The 26,393-nt window shown below is 75.2% G+C and carries 5 protein-coding genes; 1 reads left to right on the forward strand and 4 read right to left on the reverse strand.

The genetic code is table 11. The features are described from left to right. The first annotated feature begins 3 nt into the window (after window positions 1–3). A complete protein-coding gene (locus N7L95_RS25540; protein ID WP_301260439.1) occupies window positions 4–1,245 on the forward strand; it encodes a PepSY-associated TM helix domain-containing protein in 1,242 nt (413 codons plus the stop codon). Here the strand turns inward: N7L95_RS25540 and N7L95_RS25545 are convergent. The 4 genes from N7L95_RS25545 to N7L95_RS25560 all read right to left on the reverse strand — a co-directional run bounded on the left by N7L95_RS25545 (window position 1,205) and on the right by N7L95_RS25560 (window position 26,390). After that, window positions 1,205–2,071 carry a thioesterase domain-containing protein gene (locus N7L95_RS25545; protein ID WP_301260440.1) on the reverse strand — a complete coding sequence of 289 codons (867 nt, stop codon included), beginning with the start codon at window positions 2,069–2,071 and terminating at the stop codon, window positions 1,205–1,207. The two genes, N7L95_RS25540 and N7L95_RS25545, sit on opposite strands and share 41 nt — an antisense overlap. Beyond that, window positions 2,064–12,971 carry a non-ribosomal peptide synthetase gene (locus N7L95_RS25550; RefSeq protein WP_301260441.1) on the reverse strand — a complete coding sequence of 3,636 codons (10,908 nt, stop codon included), beginning with the start codon at window positions 12,969–12,971 and terminating at the stop codon, window positions 2,064–2,066. The genes N7L95_RS25545 and N7L95_RS25550 overlap by 8 nt, the downstream gene beginning before the upstream one ends. Before the next feature lie 70 nt (window positions 12,972–13,041). Next, window positions 13,042–16,113: a non-ribosomal peptide synthetase gene (locus N7L95_RS25555; RefSeq protein WP_301260442.1), complete on the reverse strand. Its 3,072-nt coding sequence runs from the start codon at window positions 16,111–16,113 to the stop codon at window positions 13,042–13,044. Between the two features lie 5 nt (window positions 16,114–16,118). Beyond that, the gene (locus N7L95_RS25560; RefSeq protein WP_301260443.1) at window positions 16,119–26,390 is read right to left on the reverse strand and encodes a non-ribosomal peptide synthetase; all 10,272 of its coding nucleotides are present in this window, start codon (window positions 26,388–26,390) and stop codon (window positions 16,119–16,121) included. Window positions 26,391–26,393 lie beyond the last annotated feature (3 nt).

A 26,393-nucleotide genomic window follows, 5' to 3' on the forward strand; every position in this document is an offset into this window, starting at 1 on the left:
GCCATGAAGGCACGGGCCGCGCTGGTGGCGCTGCACCGCTGGCTGGGGCTGACGACCGCGCTGTTCCTGGTGCTGACCGGCCTGACCGGCAGCCTGCTGGCCTTCGAGCACGAGCTGGACGCCTGGCTCGCGCCCGAGCTGCACCATGCCGCGCCGCCACGCCCCGGCATGGCGGCGCTCGACCCGCTGGTGCTGCGCGAGCGGGTGGCGGCCCAGCTGGGGCCGGCCGTGCAGGTCTCGGGCGTGACGCTCAAGACCCGCCCCGGCGCCTCCACCCAGCTGTACGTGGATGCCGCCCCCGGCCAGCCGCCGCCCGGCTACGACGAGGTGTATGCCAACCCCTACACCGGCGAAGTGCTGGGCCGGCGCGACGCGCGTGGCCTGCACTGGGGGCGCGAGTACATCATGCCCTTCATCTTCGAGCTGCACTGCGTGCTGGCGCTGCCCACGCCCTGGGGCCAGCTGGTGATGGGCCTGGTGGCGGTGCTGTGGACGCTCGACTGCTTCGTGGGCGCCTGGGTCACGCTGCCGGCCTCGCGCCATCCGGGCTCGGCGGCCTGGTGGCGCGCCTGGCGCACGGCCTGGTCCATCAAGCGCCTGGCCGGCACCTTCCGCCGCATCCTCGACCTGCACCGCGCCGGCGGCCTGTGGCTGTGGGCGGTGCTGTTCGTGTTCGCCTGGTCGAGCGTGATGTTCAACCTGCGGCCCTATGTGTGGCAGCCGGTGATGGCGCTGGCCTTCGAGTTCGACGACAGCTGGCGCGAGCTGCCGCCGCGCCCGCCGGCCAGCGGGCCGGTGGCGCTGGACTGGCCACAGGCCCTGGCGGCCGCCCGGCTCGCCATGAAGGAGCTGGCCGTCCGCCACGACCTGCAGCTGCACTTCGAGGAGCGGCTCACCCACAACCCCGAGCAGCGCACCTACATGTACATGGCGCACAGCAGCGCCGACCTGCGCAGCGACACCGGCAACACCGCGGTGCTGGTCGATGCCGACAGCGGGGCCGCACTGGCGCACTGGCTGCCCACCGGCGGCGCCACCGGCAACACCGTCAGCAACTGGATGGGGGCGCTGCACATGGGCCATGTGTGGGGGCTGCCTTACCGGATCTTCGTCTGCCTGCTGGGCGCGGTGGTGGTGGGGCTGTCCGGCACGGGCATCTACCTGTGGTGGAAGAAGCGCCAGGCCCGCCTGCGCACCGCCCGGCTCAGGCAGGCTGCCGCCCTGCCGGCGGTGCTGTCTCGCTGAGGGCGGCCACCAGCCGGGCGTGCAGCAACGGGCTGTCGAGCACGCCGAGGTGACCGCTGCCCGCCACCACCTCCGGCTCGCTGCAGCCGGGGTGGCCGGCATAGGCGTCGTGCAGGCCGTCGGGCTGGCTGGCCATCTCGGCTGAGCGCCAGCAGCGCAGCGGCGCCGGCAGGCCCGCCGGCAGGACATGGCCCAGGCCGAGGCGCAGGCAGTTGAGCCGGCTCCACAGCGCGTGCTCCTGCGAGCCTGGCTGCGGCCCGTCCTGCGGCAGCGCATGGCCATAGGCGGCCACCACCTGGCGCAGGAAGAGCTCGTGCTCGGCGGCGCCCATCTGCTGCAGCGCGGCGCTCCAGGCCGCCCGCAGGGGGGAGGCCTGCAGCCAGCGGCGCATCACCGCCTCCAGCTCGGCCCGCTCGGCCGCGGGCAGCGGCGGCAACTGCTGCAGCTCCTGCCGCAGCGCGGGGAACAGCGAGCCGTCGATGCTGCCCACCCAGGCCACCGTGCACCGGCCGGCCAGCCGGCGCGCCACCTCGATGGCCACCAGCGCACCGACCGACCAGCCCAGCAGCACCAGCGGCCGCTGTCGCGCCCCCTCCTGCTGCACCAACTGCTCCGCATAGCGCCGCCCGAGCGTGGCCACGCTGCTGTCGGCCCAGGCCAGCTCGCCCCCCGGCTCGCACACCACCGTCAGCGACGGCCCGAGCGCCGAGGCCTGCAGCCCGGCATATTCGGCGCGGTGCCAGGCCCGCGCGGGAAAGGCATAGAGGCCGACCGGCGCCTGCGCGGCGGCCGGCCCGGCATCCAGGGTCACGGAGGGGTCAGACATGGTTCACCTGTTCGTTGAAAGTGGAGGTGGTAGGGGCCGCCGCAGGGGCAGCGGGCGGCGCGCCTGCCTGCAGCGCGGCGGCCAGGTCCCGCAGCACCGGGTGCGCGAAGACCATGGACAGGCTCAGCGGCGCTGTGCCGGGGGGCGGCGAGGCGTTCCAGGCCGCCACCAGCTGCGCGGCCCGCAGGGAGTCGCCGCCGGCGTCGAAGAAATGCGCGTCGGCGCCATACCCTGCGTCCGCCCCCCGGCCGGATCCCGGCTCGCCGAGCACGCGGCGCCACACGCTGGCCAGCGCGTCGAGCACGCGCGCGGCCGGCGGCGGCAGCACTTGGCCGACCGCCGGCGCGCCCAGCGGCAGGGCCGGCGCCACCCGGGCCGCTGTCACCGCCACCTCGCCCAGCGGGCGGGCGGCGTCCTGCACCAGCGCCGTCAGCGTGGCGGCCAGCTGGCGCAGCAGGTCGGCGACGAAGTCGGCCGGCAGGGCGGCGCGGGCGTATTCCAGGCTCAGCGTCAGCGCTGTGCCGGCCGGCACCACGATGAGGGCCAGCGGCACGCCGAGCGCCCCGTGGCTGGCCACTTGGGACAGCGGCAGCGCCGCGCCCGCGCCGCCGCTCACCGCGGCATCGATGGGGTAGTTTTCGAACACCACCAGCGTGTCGTACAGCGGCTGGCCAGCCCGGCCAAGCCAGCCCTGGATGGCGCCGAGCGAGGCATGCTCGTGCTGGCGCATCTCCAGGTTGGTGGCCAGCAGCTCGCGCAGCCAGTCGCCCACCGGCTGCTCGCGGCGCGGCCGCAGCATCAGCGGCAGGGTGTTGATGCACAAGCCCATCACGCCGTCGATGCCGTCCAGCTCCAGCGAGCGGCCCGACAGCGTGGTGCCGAAGGTGCAGCCGGCCTGGCCGGTGCGCTGCATCAGCACCAGCGCCCAGGCGGCCTGCACCAGGGTGTTGAGGGTGACCTGCTGGGCGCTGGCGAAGGCCCGCAGCGGCTGCATCTGCGCCTCGTCCAGCTGCACGGCTTCGGCCGCATGGCCGCCGGCGGCCCAGCGGGCCAGCGGCTGGCCGCACAGCAGCGCGGGCGGCCCGGCCAGGGCATGGCGGCGGCGCCAGTGGTCGGGTGCGGGCGAGGTGGCGCGTGCGGCCTGCAGGAAGGACGCGAAGGGCGGCCCCACCGGCCGTGCCGGCTGCCCGGCATAGACCGTGAAGACCTCGCCCAGCAGCTGCGACATGCTCCAGCCGTCCAGCAGCAGATGGTGCCAGGTCCAGGCCAGGCGCCAGCGCTGCCCGTCCTCGCGCACCACCAGCCAGCGGGCCAGCGGCGGCCGCGCCAGGTCGAAGCCGCGCCGGCGTTCCTGCTCGCACAGGGCGGCCCAGGCGGCATCGGCCTCCGCCGTGCCGGCATGGCGGCCGCGCCAGTCCAGCAGCTGCAGCTCGGCCAGGCCGGCGCCACCGGCGCGCCACACCACCTGCAGCGGCTCGCCCTCGGCGCGCCAGTGGAAGCTGGTGCGCAACATCGCGTGGCGGGCCACCGCCGACTGCCAGGCGGCCTGCAGGCGGTCGAGGTCGAGGCCGTCGAAGGTCGCCTGCATCTGCACCAGGTTGATCTCGCTGCCGGCCGGCGCCAGGCTGCTTTCCACCAGCATGCCCTGCTGGCCCGGCGTGAGGGGGTAGATGTCCTCGATCTCGCGGGCCGGGCGCGGCAGGCCGGCCAGCAGCGCGGCCAGGCTCGGGTGGTCGAGCCCGGCCAGCGGGAAGTCGCCGGGGCTCACGCCGCTGGCGCCGCTGGTGCAGTGCGCCACCAGGGCGCGCAGCTCGGCTTCATAGTCGGCCAGCAGCGCGTGCACGCGCGCCTCGTCCTGGCGCGCGGCGCTCCAGGTGAGGGACATCGAGAGCACGCCGTCCATCACCTCGCCATTGAAGATCAGCTCGTGGCTGAGCGGCAGGCCAGCGTCGCTGGAGGCGCCGGCCGGCTCGTCGGCCAGGCGCCAGCGGGCGCCGCCGGCCTGGCCGGCATCGAACTGGCCGAGGTAGTTGAACAGGACCTCGCGCCGCGGCACGCGGCCCAGCACGGCCCGCGCCGCCGCGTCGCCGAACTGCTCCACCACGCCCCAGGCCAGGCCCTTGTGCGGCACCGCCGCCAGCGCCTGCTTGACGCGCAGCAGCGCCGCGCCCGGATCGCCCTGGGCTTGCACGCAGACCGGATGCACGCTGGTGAACCAGCCCACCGTGCGCGACAGGTCCACGTCGTCGAACAGGTCCTCGCGGCCATGGCCTTCCAGGTCGAGCCACAGCGGCGCCTGCGGTGCCGCGCGGCCGAGGGCGCGGGCCAGCGCGGTCACCAGCAGATCGTTGACCTGCGTGCGGTAGGCCGCGGGCGCCTCGCGCAGCAGGCGCCGGGTGGTGTCGGCGTCGAGCCGGAAGGTGGCGCTGCGGGCCTCGCGCAGCGTCGCCGCGCCCGAGGGATCGCGGCTGCCCCAGGCCAGCGGCGCCGGTGCGTCGGGCGGCACGCGCCAGTGCGCCAGCGCGGCCTGCAGGGCCTCGCCCTCGGCCAGGCTGCGCAGCCGCCGGGTCCAGTGCTGGTAGCTGCTGGTCTTGCGCGGCAGCGACACCGGCTCGCCGCGGGCGGCCTGCTCGTAGGCGCTGCCAAGGTCGTCCAGCAGGATGCGCCAGGACACGCCGTCGATGGCCAGGTGGTGCACCGCCAGCAACAGGCGCCAGCCGTCGCCGTCCACTTCGACCAGCAGGGCCCGCAGCAGCGGGCCGCGGCCAAGGTCCAGGCTGCGCTGCGCCTCGTCGCACAGCGCGCTCACGGTGGCGGCGTCGGGCGCGCGGCGCTGCCAGAGGCATTCGGCCGCGGACGGCAGCGGCCCATGAGCCTGCTGCCAGCGGCCTGCAGCGTCGCGCTCGAAGCGCAGCCGCAGCGCGTCATGCTGCGCCAGCAGGGCCTGCAGCGCGGACTGCAGGGCGGCGGCGTCGATCGGCGCGTCGCTGCGCAGCAGCACCGCCTGGTTCCAGTGCGAAGGCCGCGGCACCGCCCGCTGCAGAAAGCCCTGCTGCAACGGCGACAGCGCCACCTCGCCGGCCACCGGCACCTCACCCAGCGTGGCCTCGGCCTGCAGCGGCGTGGCCACCCGGGCCAGCGCGGCCACCGTGCGGCACTCGAAGAGCTGGCGCGGGCTGATGCGCCAGCCGGCGCGGCGGGCGCGTGCCACGATCTGCAGGCTGATGATGGAATCGCCGCCGATGTCGAAGAAGTTGTCATGCCGCCCCACCCTCGGCAGGCCCAGCACCTGCGCCCAGGCGGCGGCCAGCGCCTGTTCCACCTCGCCCTCGGGCGGCTCGTGGCTGCCGCTGTCGGCCCAGGCCGGCTCGGGCAGGGCCTGGCGGTCGACCTTGCCGTTGGGTGTCACCGGCAGCGCAGCCAGCACGCTGATGACGGCCGGCACCATGTGCTCGGGCACCGCCTGCGCGAGCTGGCGGCGCAGGGCGGCGCCGTCGGGCGCCGGGCGCCCGGGCGGTGCGGTGACATAGGCCAGCAGGCGTTTGCCGCCGCCGCTTTCGCGCACCAGGGCCACCGCCTCGTGCACGCCGTCGAGCCGGCGCAGCTGCGCCTCGACTTCGCCGATCTCGATGCGGAAGCCGCGCAGCTTCACCTGCTGGTCGAGCCGGCCGAGGTATTGCATCTGCCCGTCGGCCCCCCAGCGCACGCGGTCGCCGGTGCGGTACATGCGGGCGCCGCCCCCGGCAAACGGGTCGGGCACGAAGCGCTCGGCCGTCAGCCCGGGCCGGCCCAGGTAGCCGCGGGCCAGGCCGGCGCCGCCAAGGTACAGCTCGCCGGCCACGCCCGGGGGCACCGGCTGGCCGTCGGCATCCAGCACATAGGCCCGCCGGTCGCCGCAGGGCCGGCCGATGGGGGCGTAGGCCGAGTCGAAGGCCGGCTGGCCGGCGTCACAGGTCCAGGCCAGCGGCGTCACCACCGCTTCGGTCGGCCCGTAGCCATTGATGTAGCGGCGCGCCCGCAGGGCCGCCCGGGCCTGCTCGAAGCCGCCGCGCGACATCGCCTCGCCGCCGAAGGACAGCAGGTGCATGTCGGGCGCCTGCCCGCACTGCACGGCCCAGTCGGCCACCTGCTGCAGGTAGGACGGCGGGAAGCCGGCATGGCTGGCGCCGTGGCGGCGCAGCGCCTCGTGCGTCTGCTCGGCGCTCCACAGGCCCGGGCCGCGCAGCACCACCGAGGCGCCGCAGCGCAGCGCGGTGAGCCAGCGCTCGTGCGCGCCGTCGAAGGCCAGCGAGAGGAAGTGGAACTCACGCGAGCGCGGGCTCATCTGGTACAGCGCCGCAGTGGCATCGCAATGCATCGACAGCGGCCCGTGCGCCACCGCCACGCCCTTGGGCTGGCCGGTGGAGCCGGAGGTGTAGATCACATAGGCCAGGTGCTCGCCGTGCAGCGCGGGCGCCGGGTCGTGGGTGGGCTCGTCGTCAAGCGCCAGGCGGTCGAGGTCGAGCCGCAGGCAGCCGGCCGCCTCGGCGCGGCGATGCAGGGCCTGCAGCGCATGGCCCGGTGCATCGAGCGGGCTGTGCGTGAGCAGCCAGCCCACCGCGCTGTCCTGCAGCATGTAGGCCAGCCGTTCGGCCGGGTACTCGGGGTCCAGCGGCACATAGGCCGCGCCGGCCTTGAGCACGGCCAGCAGCCCCACCATGGTCGCCAGCGAGCGCTCCACCAGCACGCCCACGCGCGTCTCGGGCCCCACGCCGGCGGCGATCAGCCGGTGGGCCAGCTGGTTGGCGCGGCGGTTCAGCCCGGCGAAGTCGAGCACCTGCTCGTCCAGCAGCAGCGCCACCGCATGCGGCCGCAGGCGGGCCTGCTGCTCGATGGCGCGGTGCACCGGCGCGTCGGTGGCCCAGGCGGGCGTCGGGCAGCCCCAGGCCTCAAGCGTGGCCTGCTCGGCCGCGCCGAGCAGGCCGATGTCGCCCAGCGGGCGGGCCGCGTCCTCGGCCAGGGCCAGCAGCAGCCGCTCGAACTGCGCAGCCAGCGCCGCCACCGCCGCGATGCCGGCAGCCTGCGGCGCATGGCCGAACTTGACGCGCAACCGCTCCGACAGCGACACCGCCAGCGTCAGCCCGTAGTGGGTGCGCTCCTCGTTGACCGAGCGCGTGAAGCGCAGACCGCCCGGCGATGCCTCGGCCAGCACCTCGTCGATGGGGTAGTTCTCGAACACCACCAGGGTGTCGAACAGGGCCTGGCCGCCCTGGCCGGCCCAGCGCTGGATGTCGTTGAGGGGCGTGTGCTCGTGCTCGCGCGAGGCCACGCCTTCGGCCTGCAGCTCGCGCAGCCACTCGCCCACCGGGCGCGGCGCATCGGGCGTGCAGATGACGGGCACGGTGTTGATGAACAGGCCCAGCATGCGCTGCGCCCCCGGCAGCTCCTGCGGGCGGCCGGAGACGGTGGCGCCAAAGCAGACAGTGGCCTGCCCGGTGCAGCGCCGCAGCAGCAGGGCCCAGGCGGCCTGCACCAGGGTGTTCATCGTCACGCGCTGCGCCTTGGCGAAGGCGGCCAGGCGCGCGGTGGACGGGTCGTCCAGCTCGATGTGCTGCACGTTCCAGTCGGGCGCCGGCTCACGGTCGGCCGGCCGCGGCAGCGCATCCAGCAGCCGGCAGGGCAGCTCCAGCGGCTGCAGGCGGGCGCGCCAGTGCGCCTCGCCGGCCTGCCGGTCGCGCGATTGCAGCCAGGCGATGTAGTCGCGGTAGGGCGGGCTGGACGCCACCGGCTGGCCGTCGTAGTGGCGCAGCACCTCGCCCAGCAGCTGGCTGGCACTCCAGCCGTCGACCAGCAGGTGGTGGCAGGTCCAGATGAAATGGTGGCGGTCGCGGCCGGTGCGTGCCAGCGTGAGGCGCATCAGCGGCGGCTGCTGCAGGTCGAAGCCGCGCTGCAGGTCCTGGCGCGCCAGCGCGTCCAGCGCCGCCTGTTGCTGGGCGGGGGGCTGGCCCTGGAGGTCGTGCAGCGGGCAGGCCAGGCGCCCGGCGCGCAGCACCCATTGCATGGCCTGCTCGCCCAGGCTGAGGAAGCCGGTGCGCAGCACCGCATGCCGGGCGTACACCGCCTGCCACGCCGCCTCGAAGCGCGCAGCGTCGAGGCCGTCGATGTCGACCCGCATCTGCGTCAGGTAGGCGCCCTCCTCCAGCGTGCTGTGGAACAGCAGGCCCGCCTGCAGCGGCGAGACGGGATAGAGGTCGGCCAGCGCCGCGGGCTCGATCGGCAGGGCATCGAGCGTCGCCTGGTCGAGCCCCGCCAGCGGGAAGTCGGCCGGCGTCACGCCGAGCGGGCCGGCCGTGCAGTGGCCGACCAGCTCCAGCAGGGCCTCGCGATAAGCCTGGGCCAGCGCCTGCACCGCAGCCGGAGACAGCCGCCCGGGGCTGTAGCGCAGCGCCATCGTCAGCTCGCCGGCATAGACCTGGCCACTGATGACCAGCTCATGCTCGGGCGGCGTGCCCTCGTCCATGGCCGGGCCGGCCGGCTCGTCGGCCGGCCGCCAGCCGCCGGCAGCATCGAAGCTGGCATCGAACTGGCCGAGGTAGTTGAACACCACCTGCGGCCGCGGCAGCGCCGCCAGCGCGGCCCGCTGCGCCGGCGTGCCGGCATGCCGCAGCACGCCCAGCCCCAGGCCTCGGCCGGGCACGCGGCGCAGGCGCTCCTTGGTGCGCTTGATCAGCTCGCCGGCCTCGCCGTGGCCGTCCAGCAGCACCGGATGCAGGGTGGTGAACCAACCCACCGTGCGCGACAGGTCCATTTCCGCGTCGTCGCCGTCGCCGCGGCCGTGGCCTTCCAGGTCCACCAGCAGGCGCGGCAGGCCGCTCCAGCGGCACAAGGCGCGGCCCAGCGCAGCCAGCAGCAGGTCGTTGACCTGTGTGCGGTAGGCCGCCGGCGCGTCCCGCAGCAGGGCGCGCGTGGCCTCGGCGTCAAGGCGCAGCTCGGCCTGTTGCTGGCGACCGGCCAGATGCTCGCCGCCAGCATCCAGCCCCGGCAGCGCCACCGGCTCGCCGACCAGCGCGCACCAGGCCGGCAGCTCGGCCGCATGGCGCGCCGCCTGCCCGGCCAACCGGCGGGCCCAGTGGACATAGCGGGCGGTGCCGGCCGGCAGCGACGGCTCCCGGCCCTGGCACAAGGCGGCATAGGCGGCCTGCAGGTCCTCCAGCAGGATGCGCCAGGACACGCCGTCCACCACCAGGTGGTGGGCCACCAGCAGCAGGCGCTGGCCGTCGGCACCGGCGTCGATGGCCAGGGCGCGCAGCAGCGGCCCCTGCTGCAGGTGCAGGCTGCGCTGCGCCTCGGCGCACAGCGCCTCGATCTCCTGCGCGCCGGCGGCGCGGCGCAGCCACAGCAGCTCGGCAGGGGCGCTGTCGGTGCCGACCTCCAGGCGCTGCACCCAGCGGCCCTCACCGTCGCGCTCGAAGCGCAGGCGCAAGGCCTCGTGGCGGGCCACCACGCACTGCAGCGCCCGGGCCAGGGCGGCGGTATCGAGCGGCGCCTCGCACTGCAGCAGCAGCGACTGGTTCCAGTGCTGCGGCACCGCCAGGTCGCGCGCCAGGAAGTCGGCCTGGATGGGCAGCAGCGGCCAGTGCGGCGGCTCGGCCGCCTCGGCGGCCGCGTCGGCCGGCGCCTCGACGCGCTGCGCCACCTCGGCCAGCGCCGCCACGCTTTGGCGCTCGAACAGCTGGCGTGGCGTCACCCGCCAGCCGGCCTGGCGCAGCCGGGCCACGATCTGCAGGCAGACGATGGAGTCGCCGCCCAGCTCGAAGAAGTTGTCGTGCCGGCCGACCTGCCCGCGCCGCAGGGCCTGGCACCAGGCCCGGGCCAGCGCGGTCTCGGCCTCGCCCTGCGGCAGCTCTTGCACGGGGGGGGTGTCGGCCGCCGGTTCGTCCTCGGGCAGCGCGTGGCGGTCGACCTTGCCGTTCGGGTTGAGCGGCAGCTGGGGCAGCACCACCACCGAGCCGGGCACCATGTAGTCGGGCAGCTGCGCCGCCAGGCGCTCGCGCAGCGCCGCCCCCTGCAGGGCCATGCCGGCCTGTGCGCTGGCATAGGCCACCAGCCGGTGGCCGCTCGGCCCCGGGCGGGCCAGCACCACCGCCTGGCGCACGCCGGGCTGCTCCAGCAGGCGGGCTTCGATCTCGCCCAGCTCGATGCGGAAGCCCCGCACCTTCACCTGGTGGTCGATGCGGCCCAGGTACTGCAGCTGGCCATCGGCCTGCCAGCGCACCAGGTCGCCGGTGCGGTAGAGCCGCCCGCCGCGGCCACCGAAGGGGTCGGCGATGAAGCGCTCGGCCGTCAGCCCCGGCCGGTTCACATAGCCGCGGGCCAGCAGGTCGCCGCCGATGCACAGCTCGCCGGGCAGGCCGGGCGGCACCGGCTGCAGGTCGCCGTCGAGCACGTGCAGCTCGCGCCCTGGCAGCGGGGAGCCGATGGACAGCTGCGAATGCAGCGGCTGGCGCCCGTCGAGCAGCGGCGTGCAGTCGAGCACGGTGGCCGTCACGGTGGCCTCGGTCGGCCCGTAGGTGTTGCGCAGGGCGACGTGGGCCAGGCCGGCGTCGCGCCAGGCCTTCAGCCCTTCGGGCGGCATCGCCTCGCCGCCGGCATGCACCTGGCGCAGCGCGCCGTAGTCGCGCTGGCCCTGGGCGGCGAAGTCCTGCACCAGCAGGTGCCAATAGGCGGTGGTGAGGTCGGCCACGCTGATGCGCCGTGCCAGCAGCTCACGGTGGAAGGTGGCGCTGTCCCACAGCTCCGGCCCGCGCAGCACCAGTGCAGCGCCTGCACACAGCGTGGGGTAGATCTGCTCCACGCAGCCGTCGAAGTTGAGGGTCGAGAACTGCAGCACCCGGTCCTCGGGCGTCAGCGCGAAGAAGCCGACGGCGACCTGCGCATGCTCGGCCAGCGCGTGGTGCGCAATGCCGATGCCCTTGGGCCGGCCGGTGGAGCCGGAGGTGTAGATCACATAGGCCAGCTGCCCGGCATGCACCGGCACCTGCGGGTCGTGCACGGGCTGGTCCTGCAGGGCCAGGCCGTCCAGCTCCAGCACGGCCACGCCGGGCTGCGCCACGCGCTCGCGCACCGTCGCCTGCGTGAGCAGCAGCGTGATGCCGCTGTCGGCCACCATGTCGGCCAGGCGTTCCTGCGGGTACTGCGGGTCCAGCGGCACATAGGCGGCACCGGCCTTCAGGATGGCGAGCAGCCCCACCACCATCTCCACCGAGCGCTCCAGGGCGATGCCGACGCGCGCCTCCCGCCGCACGCCTGCGGCGATGAGCCGGTGCGCCAGCTGGTTGGCCCGGGCGTTGAGCGCCTGGTAGCTCAGCACCTGCTCGCCGTACACGAGCGCGGTGGCCTGCGGCGTGCGGGCCGCCTGCTGCTCGATCAGCCGGTGCACCGGCTGGTCGGCCGGATGGCGCTGCGGGTGGCTGCCCCACTGCTGCAGGCGGGCCTGCTCGGCGTCGTCGGGCAGCGCCAGCTCGCCGAGCCGGCACTGCGGCTCGCCCACCAGGCGCTGCAGCATCCGCTGGTAGGCAGCCGCCAGCCGCTCGGCCGTCGCCGGCGCGAAGAGGTCGGTGTTGTATTCGAGCCGGCCCTGCACGCGGCCATCGGCCGACACGGCGAAGTCGAGCGACAGCTCGAACTTGGCCCCCTGCTCGTCGAAGGCCACCGGCGCCACCTGCAGGCCGGGCAGCGCCAGCGGCTGGTTCTCGCCCTCCATCTGCACGCCGAACATCACCTGGAACAACGGCGGCCGGGCCGCATCACGCGGCTCCTGGCGGCTGGCCAGCAACAGCTCGAAAGGCAGGTCGGCATGGTCGAGCGCGGCCAGTGCGTCGCTGCGCACCTGGCGGCACAGCTCGCGCAGGCTCATGGCCGGCGACAGGCGCACCCGGTAGACCTGGGTGGTGACGAAGAAGCCGAGCAGGCCCTGCAGCTCCTCGCGATGGCGCCCGGCATGCGGCACGCCGATGGCGAAGTCCTGCTGCCCGCAGTAGCGGCCCAGCAGCGCCTGCCAGGCCGCCAGCAGCACGACGAAGGGCGTGCAGCGCTCCTCGCGCTGGAAGCGCTGCAGCGCAGCGGCCAGCTGCGGCGCCAGCTCGAAGCGCACCGCCGCGCCGGCAAAGCTCTGGCGCGCCGGGCGGGTGTGGTCCAGCGGCAGCGCCAGCGGCGGCACCACCGGGCCAAGATGGTCGCGCCAGTAGGCCAGCTCGCGCGCCAGGCCGCCGGCCTCGGCCCGCTCGCGCTGCCAGGCGGCGAAGTCGGCGTATTGCAGCGCCATCGGCGCCAGCTGCACCGGACCCTGCAAAGCCTGGCGGTAGGCCTCGGCCAGGTCGGCGGCAAACACCGCGTTGGAGCCGGCATCCGAGACGATATGGTGCAGGCAGGCGGCCAGCACGTGCTCCTCGTCCCCCAGCCGCACCAGCAGCGCCACCATCGCCGGCGCCCGGCCCAGGTCGAATACATGCGAGACGGTGGCCTGCACCGCCCGGGCCAGCGCCGCTTCGCGGTCGGCCGCGGGCTCGGCGCCCAGGTCCAGGCGCTGCAGCGTGAAGGGCGCGTCGGGCAGCACCACCTGCAGCGGCTGGCCGTCACGCTCGAAGAAGCGGGTGCGCAGCACCGCGTGCCGCTGCACCAGGGCCTGGAAGGCGCGCTCCAGCGCGTCGGCATCGAGCCGGCCGGCCAGGCGGAAGACCCGCGGCAGGTTGTAGGCGGTGAGCTGCGGCTCGAAGTTCTGCAGGAACCACAGCTGCTGTTGCGAATAGGACAAGGGCCGCTCGTCGCCGGCCCGGGTGGTTGCGGGAATGCGGCTGCCTTCGTCGTCCTCGTCGAAGCCGTCCATCAGGGCCGCCAGCAGGGCCGCTTGCGTGTCGTTCATGCTCGGAAATCCTCTGCCCCGGGACGTCGCGTCCCGGGGGATGTGCAATGGGCGAAGGGCGCGGGCCGTCTCAGGCCTGGGGGGTGGCGGCCTGCTCCAGCCGCGCCAGCGCGGCCGGATCGGGTGAAGCGGCACGCAGCACGGCAGCCAGCGCCGCCGGGCTCGGATGGTCGAAGACCGCGGCCGGCGCAATGTCCACCTTCAGCAGCTTGCGGATGCGTGCCACCAGCTTGATCACCAGCAGCGAATGGCCGCCCAGCTCGAAGAAGCTCTCGTCGGCGCCGATGCGCTCGCGGCCGAGCAGCTGGGCCATGCCGGCCACCAGCAGCGCCTCCAGGGCGTCGCGCGGGGCCTGCACCTCGGCCGCTGTTGGCGCCGCCTCCGCCAGGGCGGCCAGCGCGCGGCGGTCGACCTTGCCATTGGGCAGCCGCGGGAAGTGCGCCACGCACTGGTAGCGCGCCGGCACCATGTGCGCCGGCAGCAAGGCGGCCAGCGCCTCGCGCAAGTCCGCCGCCCGCGCGTTGTCGGCCACCACGAAGGCCAGCAGCTCGCCGCCCGCCGCTGCAGGCAGCACCGCCGCCTGCCGGACCCCCGGCAGGCCGAGCAGCGCGGCTTCGATCTCGGCCGGCTCGACGCGAAAGCCCCGGACCTTCAGCTGATGGTCGGCCCGGCCGGCCAGCTGCACGCCGCCCTCGGGCCGCCAGCGCGCCAGGTCGCCGGTGCGGTAGAGGCGCTCGCCAGGCCGGAACGGGTCGGCCACGAACAGCGCGCCCGCCGGCTGGCCCAGGTAGCCGCGGCACAGCTGCGCGCCGCCCACGTAGAGCTCGCCGAGGGCGCCGGTGGGTGCCAGCCGCCGCTCGGCATCGAGCACGTAGACCCGGTTGTTGGGCAGCACCGCGGTCAAGGGCAGCGCCGCCTCGGCGGCCGCGCCGGCAGCCACCGCATGGACCATCACGCCCACCGTGGTCTCGGTGGGGCCGTAGTGGTTGTACACGGCACAGTCGGGCGCCAGCGCGGCGATGCGCTCGACCAGGCTGCGCGGGGCCGCCTCGCCGCCCAGCACCAGCAGGCGCGGCAGCGGCGGCGCTTGGCCTTCGAGCAGGGCCTCCAGCTGGGAGGGCACCATCTTCAGGCCGTCGATGGCGCGCTCGCGCATGAAGCGGCAGAAGGACGCCCCGTCGGCCATCTCGTGGGCCTCGGCCACCACCAGGCAGGCGCCGTGGTACAGCGCACCGAACAGAGCGGTGTTGCCCAGGTCGGCCGCCACCGTGCCGGTGAGCGCCCAGCGCCGGCTGCCCGCCAGCGGCAGCCGCGCCGTGGCGCCCGCCACGTAGTTCAGCAGCTGGCGGTGCTCGATGACCACGCCCTTGGGCGTGCCGGTGGAGCCCGAGGTGTAGAGCACATAGGCCACATCCTCCAGCCGGCAGGCCGGCAGCGCGCCGGCAGCCGGCGCCGGCGCGGCCCGCAGTGCCTGCAGGGCCGCCGCATCGAGCAGCAGCGCCGGCGAGGCATCGGCCAGCACGGCACGCCGGCGCGCCTCGGGCCAGTCGGGCTCCAGCGGCAGGTAGCCGGCACCGGCCCGCCAGCAGGCCAGCAAGGCCACCACCAGGTCCACCGAGCGCGGCAAGGCCAGCGCCACCAGCGTGCCCGGCCCCACCCCGCGGGCGCGCAGGCCCTGCGCGAGCGACTCGGCCTGCGCCAGCAGCTGTGCGTAGCTCAGCACCTGGGCGCCGCATTCGAGGGCCGGCGCATCGGGCGTCTGCTGGGCCCAGCGGGCGATGTGGGCATCCACGCCTTCGCTGCCGAAGTCAGCGCTGGCCTGGTTGAGGGCCAGCAGGGCCGCCTGCTCATGCGGCCCCACCACCGCCAGCGTGCCGGTGGCTGCCTGCGGCTCGGCCAGGGCCGACGCCAGCAGCGTGAGGTACTGCTGCAGCAGCCGCTGCAGGGCCGGCTCGCTGTAGTGCCCGGCATCGGCCCACAGGGCCGCCTGGCCCTGCCCGCCGTCCCAGCGCAGCTCCAGGGCCAGCTCGAAGCACGGCAGCGGGCCGGGCAGCCCGCCCAGTTGCCACTGCAGGCCGCCGGCGGCCGGCAGCGGGGCGGCTGCGTCGAAGGCATAGCCCACCGCCAGGTGGCCGGCCAGCGGGGGGGCCTCCACCGGCCAGGCTTCCTGCGCGTCGGCATGGGCGCTGGCGATCTCGTCCAGGCGGGCCAGCCAGCCGGCAAAGCCGGCGGCCGGATCGATCTCGATGCACAGGGGCAGCACCTTGTCGTAGAGGCCCACGCCGCCCTGCATCGGCTCGTAGTCGTGCCGGCAGTCATGCTGCCAGCCGGCCAGGAAGCGCGGCTCGCCGGCAATGCGCGCCAGCAGCAGCCACCAGGCCGCCTGGCCGATGCGCTCCACGCCATGGCCGAGCGCGCGGCCGGCACGCACAAGCGCCTGGCACAGCGCATCGTCCAGCTCGGCAGCCACCCGGTGGCGCCGGCCGGCGGGCGGGCCTTCGCGGCGATGGGCCAGGCGGGGCGACGCGGCGCCGCCCGCCTCGGCCTGCCAGGCGTCCCAGTAGGCGCGGCCGTCGGCATCGCCGTCCTGCAGGCTGTCGCGCCATTGCAGGTACTGGCGGTAGGGGAAGGCCGGTGCGGCCCCGGGTGCGGCGTCTGCATAGGCAGCGGCCAGCTCGGCAGCCAGGGTCCTCAGGCTGCCACGGTCGGCGGCCAGCGCGCTGACCGCCAGGGCCACGGTCCAGCGGCCCTCGCCGCGCGACAGCAGCAGGCCGCGCAGCATGTCGCCGTCGGCCAGCGCCAGCGGCGTGGCGGCGAACTCGGCCAGGGGCTGCGCCAGCAGCGCCTCGTCGGCAGCGGGCAGGTGCAGGACCCGCCACTGCACCGGCCGGGGCGCGGCAAGGACGCGCTGGCGCGCGCCCCGCCCGGGGGACGGCTGCTGCACCGCCAGCCGCAGCGCCTCGTGCCGCTGCAGCAGCTGTGCGACGGCGGCCTGCAGGCGGGCGGCATCGAGCCGGCCTTCGATGTCCAGGCGCAGCAGCCATTGCGGGACGGGCCCGCCCGCCTGCATGGCCAGCAGCGCACGCTGCTCGGGGCCCAGGGCCAGGCCGGGATCGTTCGGGGTCTCGGAGGGGGACGGCATCGGGCTCACTCCTGCAGGGCTTGCGGTTCGGCGGCGGTGGCGGCGCCGGACGGGGGATCGTTGGCGTCCAGGGCCGAGCGCTCGAACATCGCGCCCATGGCGACGACGATCTTGCGCGGGCCTTCATAGGGGTCGCGGGCGTGGGCGGCGAGCATGTTGTCGAGCATCACCACGTCGCCCTGGCGCCAGTCGAAGCGCACCGCGCACTCCTCATAGGTGCGGCCGATCAGGGCCATCACCTCGTCGTCGATGGGCGAGCCGTCGCCCCAGTAGACATGCCGGGGCATGCGCTCCAGGCCCACCATGGCCAGCAGGTCCTCGCGCACGTCGGGCTCCAGGCAGCTGACGTGGTGCAGCTGCATCTGGTTGAAGAAGACGCGCTCGCCGGTGACCGGATGGGTGATGACGGCCGGGCAGCGGGTGCGGGTCTGCAGCTCGTCCTCGCCGAGCCAGCGCCATTCGATGCCGGCCGCGGCCAGGCGCGCCTCCACCTCGGCCCGCTGCTCGGTCTTGAAGAAGTCCTGCCAACTCACGTCCAGGCGCCGGGTGAAGGTGCGCACGTACAGCAGCTGCTGGCGCTCCAGCGTGCGCACCAGGCTCACCGGCAGGCGGCGCAGCATCTCGCGGCCGTCGACGATGGGCGTGGCGCCGCCCACCGGCGAGGGCAGCTCGCAGAAGAACCATTGCTTGCGCGGCCAGCGCTCCAGGTGGGAGCTTTCGTTGTGGTACAGGATCATCTGCCGCTCCGGGTAGGGTGTGGAGCGATAGGTGTTGCGGCCGCCCTCCTTCTTGGGCAAGTCGCCGTAGCTGCCGTAGAGCTGCGGCTCGATGGCCTCGGCAAAGGCCTCGAAGTCCTGCGGCGTGCGCAGCCCGAAGCCGCGGAACAGGATGCCCGCATGGCGGGCCAGCTGCGCCTCGACCCAGCCGCGCTGCTCGTGCGCCCAGGCCACCGGGTCGAGATCGCGGCCGGCCGGCTCCACCACGATGGGGAATTCGCGGCCGGGGGCCAGGAAGGAGGTGCGCACCGCCGGCCGCGGCGGCACCGCGGCCGCGGCACCGCCAGCCGCGGCGAGCTGGCGCAGCTTGTCGAGCTTGTGGGACTTGGGGGTCCGGGAAGGGGTGTCGGTGGTCATGCTCGGGTCCTTGGAAGAAGGCAGAGGATCAGTCGGGCGATCCAGCGGAGGGCGCTCCAGCGGCTCGTCGGGGCGGGCCGCCACCCGCGCGAGCAGCTCGCCCCAGTCGGCGGCCAGGCGCTCCACGGTGGCGCGCCGGTAGCGCGCGGCGGGGTAGACCCATTCGGCCCGCAGGCCGTCGGCGCCGGCCTCGGCGAACACCGCCAGGTCGAACTTGGCGTGGCGGGCCGGCAGGGCCTGTGGCTCGATGCGCAGCGCGGGCAGTTCGAGCCGGGCCGGCGGCGTGTTCTGCAGCACGAACAGCAGCTGCACCAGCGGCGCCCGGCCGCGCCCGCGCGGCAGGCCGGCCAGCTCCACGATCTGGTCGAAGGGCACGTCCTGGTGCTCGAAGGCGGCCAGCACGCCGTCCCTCACCTGTCCCAGCCACTGGCTGAAGCCAAGGCCGGGCGTGCGGCGCGAGCGCAGCGGCACCACGTTGACAAAGAAGCCGATCAGGTCTTCCAGCTCGCGGTGGCCGCGGCCGGCCACGTCGGTGCCGATGACCAGGTCGTCGGCCTGCGCCTCCTGGTGCACCAGCCACAGGAAGGCGGCCAGCAGCACGGTGTACAGGCTGCACTCGTGCTGGCGGGCCAGGGCCTGCAGCGGCTGCAGCACGGCCACCGGCAGGGCCAGGCTCACCGCGTCGCCGCCGGACGATGCGTTGCCGGACGCTGCGGGGTCGGCCGGCAGCGTCGAGGCGGCCGGCGCGCCGGCCAGGTAGCCGCGCCAGAACGTGGCATGGCGGGCCAGCGCCTCGGGGGCGAGGCGGCGCGCCTGCCAGTCGGCAAAGTCGGCGTACTGCAGCGGCAGCGGCGGCAGCGGCGCGGCCCGGCCGGCGGCAGCGGCCTCGTAGTGGGCCGCGAACTCGCGCATGAAGACCGATTGCGACCAGCCGTCGAACACCAGGTGGTGCACGCACAGCCCCAGCACATGCCGCTGCGGCGCCAGCCGCAGCAGGGCCACCCGCAGCAGCGGGCCGCGGGCCAGGTCGAAGGGCTGGGCGACCTGTGCGGCCAGCGCCTGCTGCACGGCCGCGGCCTGGGCCTCGCCGGCCAGCGCCGACAGCTCATGCCGCTCGATGGGCAGCGGCGCAGCCGGCGCGATCACGGCCACCGGGTCGCCTTCATCGTCTTCCGGGTAGGCGGTGCGCAGCACTTCATGGCGGGCCACGATGGCGTCGAGCGCCGCCTGCAGGGCGGCTTCGTCGAGCCGGCCTTCGAGCCGCAGGGCTGCCGCCATGTGGTAGGCCGCGCGTGCGGCGGCATCGCCGCCGGCTTGCAGCCGGTCCACCAGCCACAGCCGCCGCTGCACCGGCGACAAGGCCATCGCGGCACGCCGCGGCACCGGCTGCGGCGCCGCCTCCACCGCCGTGCCCGCCGGCGCGGCCTGCGCCTCGGCGATGCGCCGGGCCAGGGCCTGTAGCGTCGGATGGGCGAACACCTCGCGCAGGGGCAGCTCCACCCCCCAGGCGGCCCGCACCCGCGCCACCAGCCGGGTGGCGAGCAGCGAATGGCCGCCGCGCTCGAAGAAGTCGTCGGCGCGGCCCACTTCCGGCAGCTCCAGCAGCTCGGCCCACAGGGCGGCGAGCCGGGTCTCCAGCTCGCCGCGTGGGGCCTGCGAGCCGTCCAGCGCGGCGATCTCGGGCGCGGGCAGCGCCTGGCGGTCCACCTTGCCGTTGGCATTCAGCGGCAGGCTGGGCAGCAGCACCAGCGTGGCGGGCACCATGTATTCGGGCAGGGCCGCGGCCAGGCGCTGGCGCAGCAGTGCGGCATCGAGCACCGCGCCGGCACGCGGCGACACATAGCCCACCAGCCGGGGGCCGCCCGCACCGGGCCGCGCCACCACCACCGCCTCGCGCACGCCAGGCTGGGCCAGCAGGCGGGCCTCGATCTCGCCCAGCTCGATGCGCAGGCCGCGGATCTTCACTTGATGGTCGAGCCGGCCGAGGTAGTCGAGCTGCCCGTCCTCGCGCCAGCGCACCAGGTCGCCAGTGCGGTAGAGCCGCTCGCCCGCCACCCAGGGGTGCGCCACGAAGCGTTCGGCCGTCAGGCCCGGGCGGCTCTGGTAGCCACGGGCCAGGCCGATGCCGCCCAGGTACAGCTCGCCGGCCACGCCCGCCGGCACCGGCTGCAGCGCCGCATCGAGCACCAGCGCCTGGGTGTCGGCGATGGGCCGGCCAATGGGCACGCTGCTGCGGCCCTCGTCCACGCAGGTCCAGTGCGTCACGTCGATGGCGGCCTCGGTGGGGCCGTAGAGGTTGTGCAACGCCACGCCCGGCAGGCGGCGGAACACCTCGGCCTGCGCCTCGGCGGGCAGCGCCTCGCCGCTGCAGATGATGTGCCGCAGCGCGAGGTCCTGCACCGCCTCGCCATGGGCGCCCAGGTGGGCCAGGAAGGCCTGCAGCATCGAGGGCACGAAGTGCAGCGTGCTGACGCGGTGCCGGCGCATCAGCGCGAGCAGCCGGGCCGGGTCGCGGTGGTCGTCGGGCGGCGCCACCGCCAGGCAGGCGCCCTGCATCAGCGGCCAGAAGAACTCCCAGACCGAGACGTCGAAGCTGTAGGGCGTCTTCTGCAGCACCACGTGCCCCGCCGCCAGGCCGTAGGCCTGCTGCATCCAGGCCAGCCGGTTGTGCAGCGAGCGGTGGCGGTTGCCCACGCCCTTGGGCCGGCCGGTGGAGCCGGAGGTGTAGATCACGTAGGCCAGCTGCTCGCCGTGCACCGCCAGCCGCGGGTCATGCGCGGGCTCGGCGGCCAGGGCCAGGGCATCCAGCTCCAGCAGCGCCGGCACGCCCAGCGTCGCCACCTGCTCGCGCAGCCACGACTGCGTGAGCAGCAGCGTGATGCCGCTGTCGGCCACCATGTCGGCCAGGCGCTCCGGCGGGTACTGCGGGTCCAGCGGCACATACGCTGCGCCGGCCTTCAGGATGGCGAGCAGCCCCACCACCATCTCCACCGAGCGCTCCAGCGCCACGCCCACGCGGGCTTCCGGCCGCACGCCTGCGGCGATGAGCCGGTGCGCCAGCCGGTTGGCCCGGGCGTTGAGCGCCTGGTAGCTCAGCACCTGCTCGCCGTACACGAGCGCGGTGGCCTGCGGCGTGCGGGCCGCCTGCTGCTCGATCAGCCGGTGCACGGTGCACTCGGCCGGCTGGCGCTCGGCATTGGTGCCCCAGCGCTGGACGGCCGACTGCTCCTCCGCGGGCAGCATCTGCAGCTCCCCGATGCGGCCGGCCACGCCATCGGCCAGCGCCGCCAGCAGCTGCACGAAGCGCTGGGCCAGCCGCTGCACGGTGGGGCCGTCGAAGGCGTCGCGGGCATGGCCGAAGCGGCACTCCAGGCCCGCCGTTGCGTCGCCGGGCAGCAGCACGGTGAGGGTGAGCGGATAGTGGGTCTCGTCGCGATGGCGGATGGCGCCGAAGGACAAGCCCGCCGGCGCTGCGCGCAGCGCGTCGGCCAGCGGGTAGTTCTCGAACACCACCAGCGTGTCGAACAAGGCGCGGCCGGCCTGGCCGGCGCAGCGCTGGATCTCGTACAGCGGCGTCTGCTCGTGCTCGCGAGCCGCCACATTGGCCGCCTGCAGCTCGCGCAGCCAGTCGCCCACGCGCTGCCCTTCCTGCGGGCCGGCGAGCACCGGCAGCGTGTTGATGAACAGCCCCAGCCAGTGCCCGGCACCCGGCAGCTCGGCCGGGCGGCCAGCCACCGTGGCGCCAAAGGCCACCGTGCGCTGGCCGGTGTGCCGCTGCAGCAGCAGGGCCCAGGCGGCCTGCACCAGCGTGTTGAGCGTGACCCGTTCGGCCCGCGCCACGACGTGCAGGCGCTGGGCCAGGCTGGCCTCGAGCGCCACCGTGTGCTCGCCATGGCCGGTGCACGGCGCCGGCGGCGGCAGCGCGTCGGCCAGGCGGGTGGGCGCCTCCAGCGGCTTGAGCGCCTCGCGCCACCAGGCCAGCGAGCCTGGCGCATCGCGCGCCTGCAGCCAGGCGATGTAGTCGCGGTAGCGGCCGGCCGGTGCCGCCACCGGCTGGCCGGCATGGCGGGCCAGCACCTCGCCCAGCAGCAGCGAGGTGCTCCAGCCGTCCATCAGCACGTGGTGGCGGGTCCAGACCAGGTGGTGCCGGCGCTCGCCGGTGCGCACCAGCACCAGCCGCATCAGCGGCGGCTGCGTGATGTCGAAGGGGCGGCGGACCTGCCCGGCAGCCAGCGCGTCCAGCGCCTCGGCCAGGTCGGCGCGGCCACGCCAGTCGTGTTCTTCCCAGGGCAGGGCCACCGCGGCCGCCTGCGCCACCCACTGCAGCGGCTCGCGCAGGCCGGCGTGCTGCGAGGCGGCCAGGAAGCCGGTGCGCAGCATCTCGTGTTGCGCGAGCGTGGCCTGCCAGGCGGCGCGGAACCGCGCCAGGTCGAGGCCGTCGATGTCCACCCGCAGCTGGTTCACATAGGCGTCGTCCTGCGGGTCGAGCAGGCTGTGGAAGAGCAGGCCCTGCTGCATCGGCGACAGCGGGTAGAGGTCCTCGACCGCGTCCGCGCGCAAGGGCAGCGCCGCCAGCTCGGCAGCCGGCAGCCCGGCCAGCGGCAGGTCGGCCGGCGTGAGCAGGCCGGCGCCGCGGTCTTCCACCAGGGCCTGCAGCTGCGCCAGGTAGCGCTCGGCCAGCGCCTGCACGGTGGCCGGCCGGTGACGGTGGGTGCTGTAGCCCCATTCGATCTGCAGGCAGCCGTCCTGCACGCGCAGCTGCAGGTCGAACAGGCTGCGCCGTGGGCTGTCGGGGGCACGCTCCCGGCCGGCCGGCTCGCTGGCCAGGCGCCAGGCCCCGCCGCCGTCGGCATCGATGCGACCCAGGTAGTTGAAGCTCAAGCCGGGCGCGGGCGCCTCGGGCAGCAGGCCGGCCACCTGGCGCAGCAGGCCGTGGCCCAGGCCGCGGCCCGGCACGCCACGCAGCTGCGCCTTGATGGCCGCGACGCTGTCGGCCCAGCCGTCCCGGGGCGCCAGCCGCACCGGGTAGAGGCTGGTGAACCAGCCGACGCAGCGGCTCAGGTCCAGCTCGTCGAACAGGTCTTCGCGGCCGTGGCCTTCCAGCTCCAGGCGCACACTGTCCTGGCCGCACCAGTCGCACAGGCAGCGGGCCAGGGCGCACAGCAGCAGCTCGTCCACCTGTGCGCGATGGCGGCGCGCCACCTCGCCCAGCAGGCGGGCAGTACGGGCTGGGTCGAGAGACAGCGTCACGCTGCGCAGCGAGCCGGCGTTGTTGTCGCCCTCCGCCACGTCCTGCGGCCACGGCGCATCGGGCTGGTCGGCCTGCTGCCAGTACGGCAGCTCGGCGCGCAGCGCGTCGCTGCCGGCGTGGGCCTGCAGGCGCTGCTGCCAGCGGTGCAGCGTGTCGTCAGCCGCCGGCAGTTCTACGCCGTCGTAGAGGCCGCGCAGGTCTTCCAGCAGCACGCGCCACGACACCGCATCCACCACCAGGTGGTGGACCACCAGCAGCAGCCGGCCCGGACGCCGCGGCCCGAGGTCCATCCAGGCCGCCTGCAGCAGCGGGCCCTGCGCCAGGTGCAGGCCGCGCTGCAGCGCGTCGCCAGCCGCCTCGATGGCGGCAGCCGGCTGGGCCTGCTGCGTCAGGTCGATGCGGCTGAAGCGCCAGGCGGCGGCGGCATCGGCCCGCAGGCGCTGTTGCCATCCGCCCGGTTGCGCCGGGTCCTCGATGAACTGCAGCCGCACGGCTTCATGGCGGCCAACCAGGGCGGCCAGCGCACGGGCGAGACGGGCCTCGTCCAGGCCGGGCTCCACCTCAAGCAGGACCGACTGGTTCCAGTGATGGCGCTCGGTCATCGGCTGGGCGAAGAACCAGCGCTGGATGGGCGTCAGCGGCCGGGCCGGGCTCACCGCCTGCGGCGCCGCGGGCATGGCCGCAGGTGCGGCGGCGGCCATGGCCTCGGCGATGCGTGCCACCGTCTGCAGCTCCATCAGCTGCCGCGGCATCAGGCGCAGGCCCTGCTTGCGGGCGCGGGCGACGATCTGCAGCGTGAGGATGGAGTCGCCGCCGATCTCGAAGAAGTTGTCGTGCCGCCCCACCCGCTCCAGCTTCAGCACCTCGGCCCACAGGCGGGCCAGGGCGGTCTCCACCGCGCCCTGCGGCTCGGCCGATTCCCGGGCGCCGGCGGCAACAGGTGCAGGCAGCGCGCGGCGATCGACCTTGCCATTGGCAGTCAGCGGCAGCGCCGCCAGCGGCACGATGGCGGCCGGCAGCAGGGGGTCCGGCAGTTGCCGGGCCAGCGCCTCGCGCAAGGCGGCCGGCTGAAGCGCCTGCGGCACCACATAGGCGTGCAGCTGGGCGCGGCCGTCGTCGCTGCGCGCCACCACCACCTCGGCCTCGCGCACGCCCGGCAGGCACAGCAATGCTGCGCGCAGCTCGCGCGGCTCGACGCGCCAGCCGCGGATCTTCACCTGGTCGTCCAGCCGGCCGAGGAACTCCAGGCTGCCGTCGGCCAGCAGGCGGGCCCGGTCACCGGTGCGGTAGAGCCGCCGGCCCGCGCCGCCAGGATGCGGCACGAAGCGCTCCGCGCTCAGGCCGGCACGGCCCTGGTAGCCACGCGCCAGGCCGGGGCCGCCCAGGTACAGCTCGCCGGCGGTGCCGGCGGGCACCGGCTGCAGCTCGGCATCCAGAACCAGGGCCTCGGCCTGCGGCAGCGGCCGGCCCAGCGGCAGCGCCGCGGCCTGCCGCGAGGCGGTCTCGGCCGGCTGGGTGAGGATGCCGACGGTGGTTTCGGTGGGGCCGTAGTGGTTCAGCACCCGCAGGCCGGGCCGCAGCGACTGCAGCCGCTCCAGCAGCGGCCAGGCTGTGGCCTCCCCGCCCAGCACCAGCGTGTGCCGCGGCAGCACCTCGGCCGCCTGGGCGGCCTGCAGCAGCCCTTGCAGGTGGCTGGGCACGATCTTCAGCACGTCGATGCGGTGCTCGGCCATGTACTGCGCGAAACGGTCGGGATCGAAGGCGCGGCCCGCGCCCGGCAGGTGCAGGCAGCGGCCGCTGCACAGCGCGCCGAAGAAGGTGGTGTGGCCCAGGTCGGCCGCCACGGTCGACACCATGGCCATGCTGCCCACCTGCGCCGGCAGGGCCAGCCGGTCGAGCACGCCGTGGACGTATTGCGCCAGGCCCTCGCGCGTCACCACCACCCCCTTGGGCTGGCCGGTGGAGCCGGAGGTGTAGATGACATAGGCGGCCTGGCCGCCGTGCAGCGCCGGCGGCCGGCGCACCGTGCCGGCCGTGGCCTGCGGCCGCAGCGCCAGCGGCCGCACCGGCAGCGCCGGATCCCAGAACGGCGCGCCCTCGGCATCCAGCACCAGCCGGGCGCCGCTGTCGGCGCACTGGTAGGCCAGGCGTTCGGCCGGCAGCTGGGGGTCCAGCGGCACGTAGGCGCCGCCGGCCTTCAGCACCGCCAGCACGCCCAGCACGAACTCGCAGGAGCGCTGCGCATGCAGCGCCACCCGCACCTCGGGCCCCACGCCCAGCGACTGCAGCTCGGCGGCCAGTTGCTCGGCCTGGGCGTCCAGCGCCGCATGGCTGAGCGTCTGCGACTCGCTGCAGACCGCCGGCGCATGCGGCTGCCGGGCCACCGATTGCGACCACAGCGCCAGCACGTCCTCGGCCGCGCCGGCCAGCGGCTCGCCCTGCAGCTGCGCCAGCGGCGGCGGCAGCGTGAGCGTGCACAGCGGTGCCTCGGGCGCCTCGGCCACCTGGCGCGCCAGGGCCTGCAGGCTGTCGGCCAGCCGGGCGATGCTGGCGTCGTCGAACAGCGACCGGGCGTAGATGAACACGCCCTCGACGCCCTCCGGCCGATCGGTGAAGTCGAAGCTCAGGTCGAAGTGCGCCCGGCCGCCGGACAGCTCCACCACGTCCACCACCAGGCCGGCCACCTCTCGGGCCCCCGGCAGTGCGTCCTGCTGCGTGCACTTCACCTGGAACAGCGGATGCACGCCCGGCTGGCGCTCCGGCTGCAGCGCTTCCACCAGCAGGTCGAAGGGCAGCTCGGGATGGGCCTGGGCCTCCAGCACCGCCAGCCGCACCTGCGACAGCAGCTGGGCGAAGCCGGCCTGCGGATCGAGCTGCGTGCGCAGCACCTGCAGGTGCGTCAGGCAGCCCACCAGGCCGCGGGTCTCGGCGCGCTGGCGGTGGGCGATGGGCGAGCCCACGCGCAGGTCGCGCTGGCCGCAGTGGCGGTACAGCACGAGCTTGAGCAGCGCCAGCAGGGCCATGAACAGCGTCGCGCCCTGCCCGTGCGCCAGGCTGCGCAGCCGCTCGCTCAGCGGCGCCGGCAGCTGCACGACGTGGCGGCCTTCGGGCGATTCGCCGCTGCCCTGGCGCGGGCGGTCCAGCGGCAGCTCCAGCAGCGGATGCTCCTGGCCCAGGCGGTCGCGCCAGTACTGCAGCTGCCGGTCGGCCTCGCCTGCTTCCAGCCAGTGGCGCTGCCACAGCGCGTAGTCGGCAAACTGGATGGGCAGCGGCGCGAGCGGGCTGTCCTGCCCGGCGCGCTCGGCGGCATAGAACGCCAGCAGTTCGTCGATCAGGATGCGCAGCGACCACCCGTCCGCGGCGATGTGGTGCAGGGTCAGCGCCAGCAGGTGGTGCTGCTCGCCGAGCCGGATCAGCCGCGCCCGCAGCGGCGGTTCCGCATCGAGCCGGAAGGGTTGCTGCGCAAAGGCTTGCAGCTGGGCGCGGGCGTCGGCCTCGTCGGCCGCGTCGCCCTGCGGCAGCGCCACCGATGCCGCCGGCAGCACGCGCAGCCGCGGCTGGCCGCCCTCGCCCGGCTCCACCACGCTGCGCAGGGCCTCGTGGCGCGCCGCCAGCGCGTCCAGGCTGCGCTGCAGGGCGGCGGGGTCCAGCCGGCCCCGCAGCCGCAGCGCGCCGGGCATGTTGTAGGCCGGGCTGGCCGGCTCCAGCTGCCAGGTCAGCCACAGGCTGCGCTGGGCATAGGACAGCGGCAGCTCGCGGTCGCGCCCGGCCGGCACGATGGGCAGCTCGCCGAAGCTCAGGCCGGCGGCCTGCAGCTTGTCGATGAAGGCGCGGCGCGCCTGTGGGTCCAGCGCGGCGACACGCCGTGCGATCTGGTGTGCGTCAAGTGCCATGGC

This window comes from Eleftheria terrae (genome assembly GCF_030419005.1).
GTDB lineage: Bacteria > Pseudomonadota > Gammaproteobacteria > Burkholderiales > Burkholderiaceae_C > Caldimonas > Caldimonas terrae.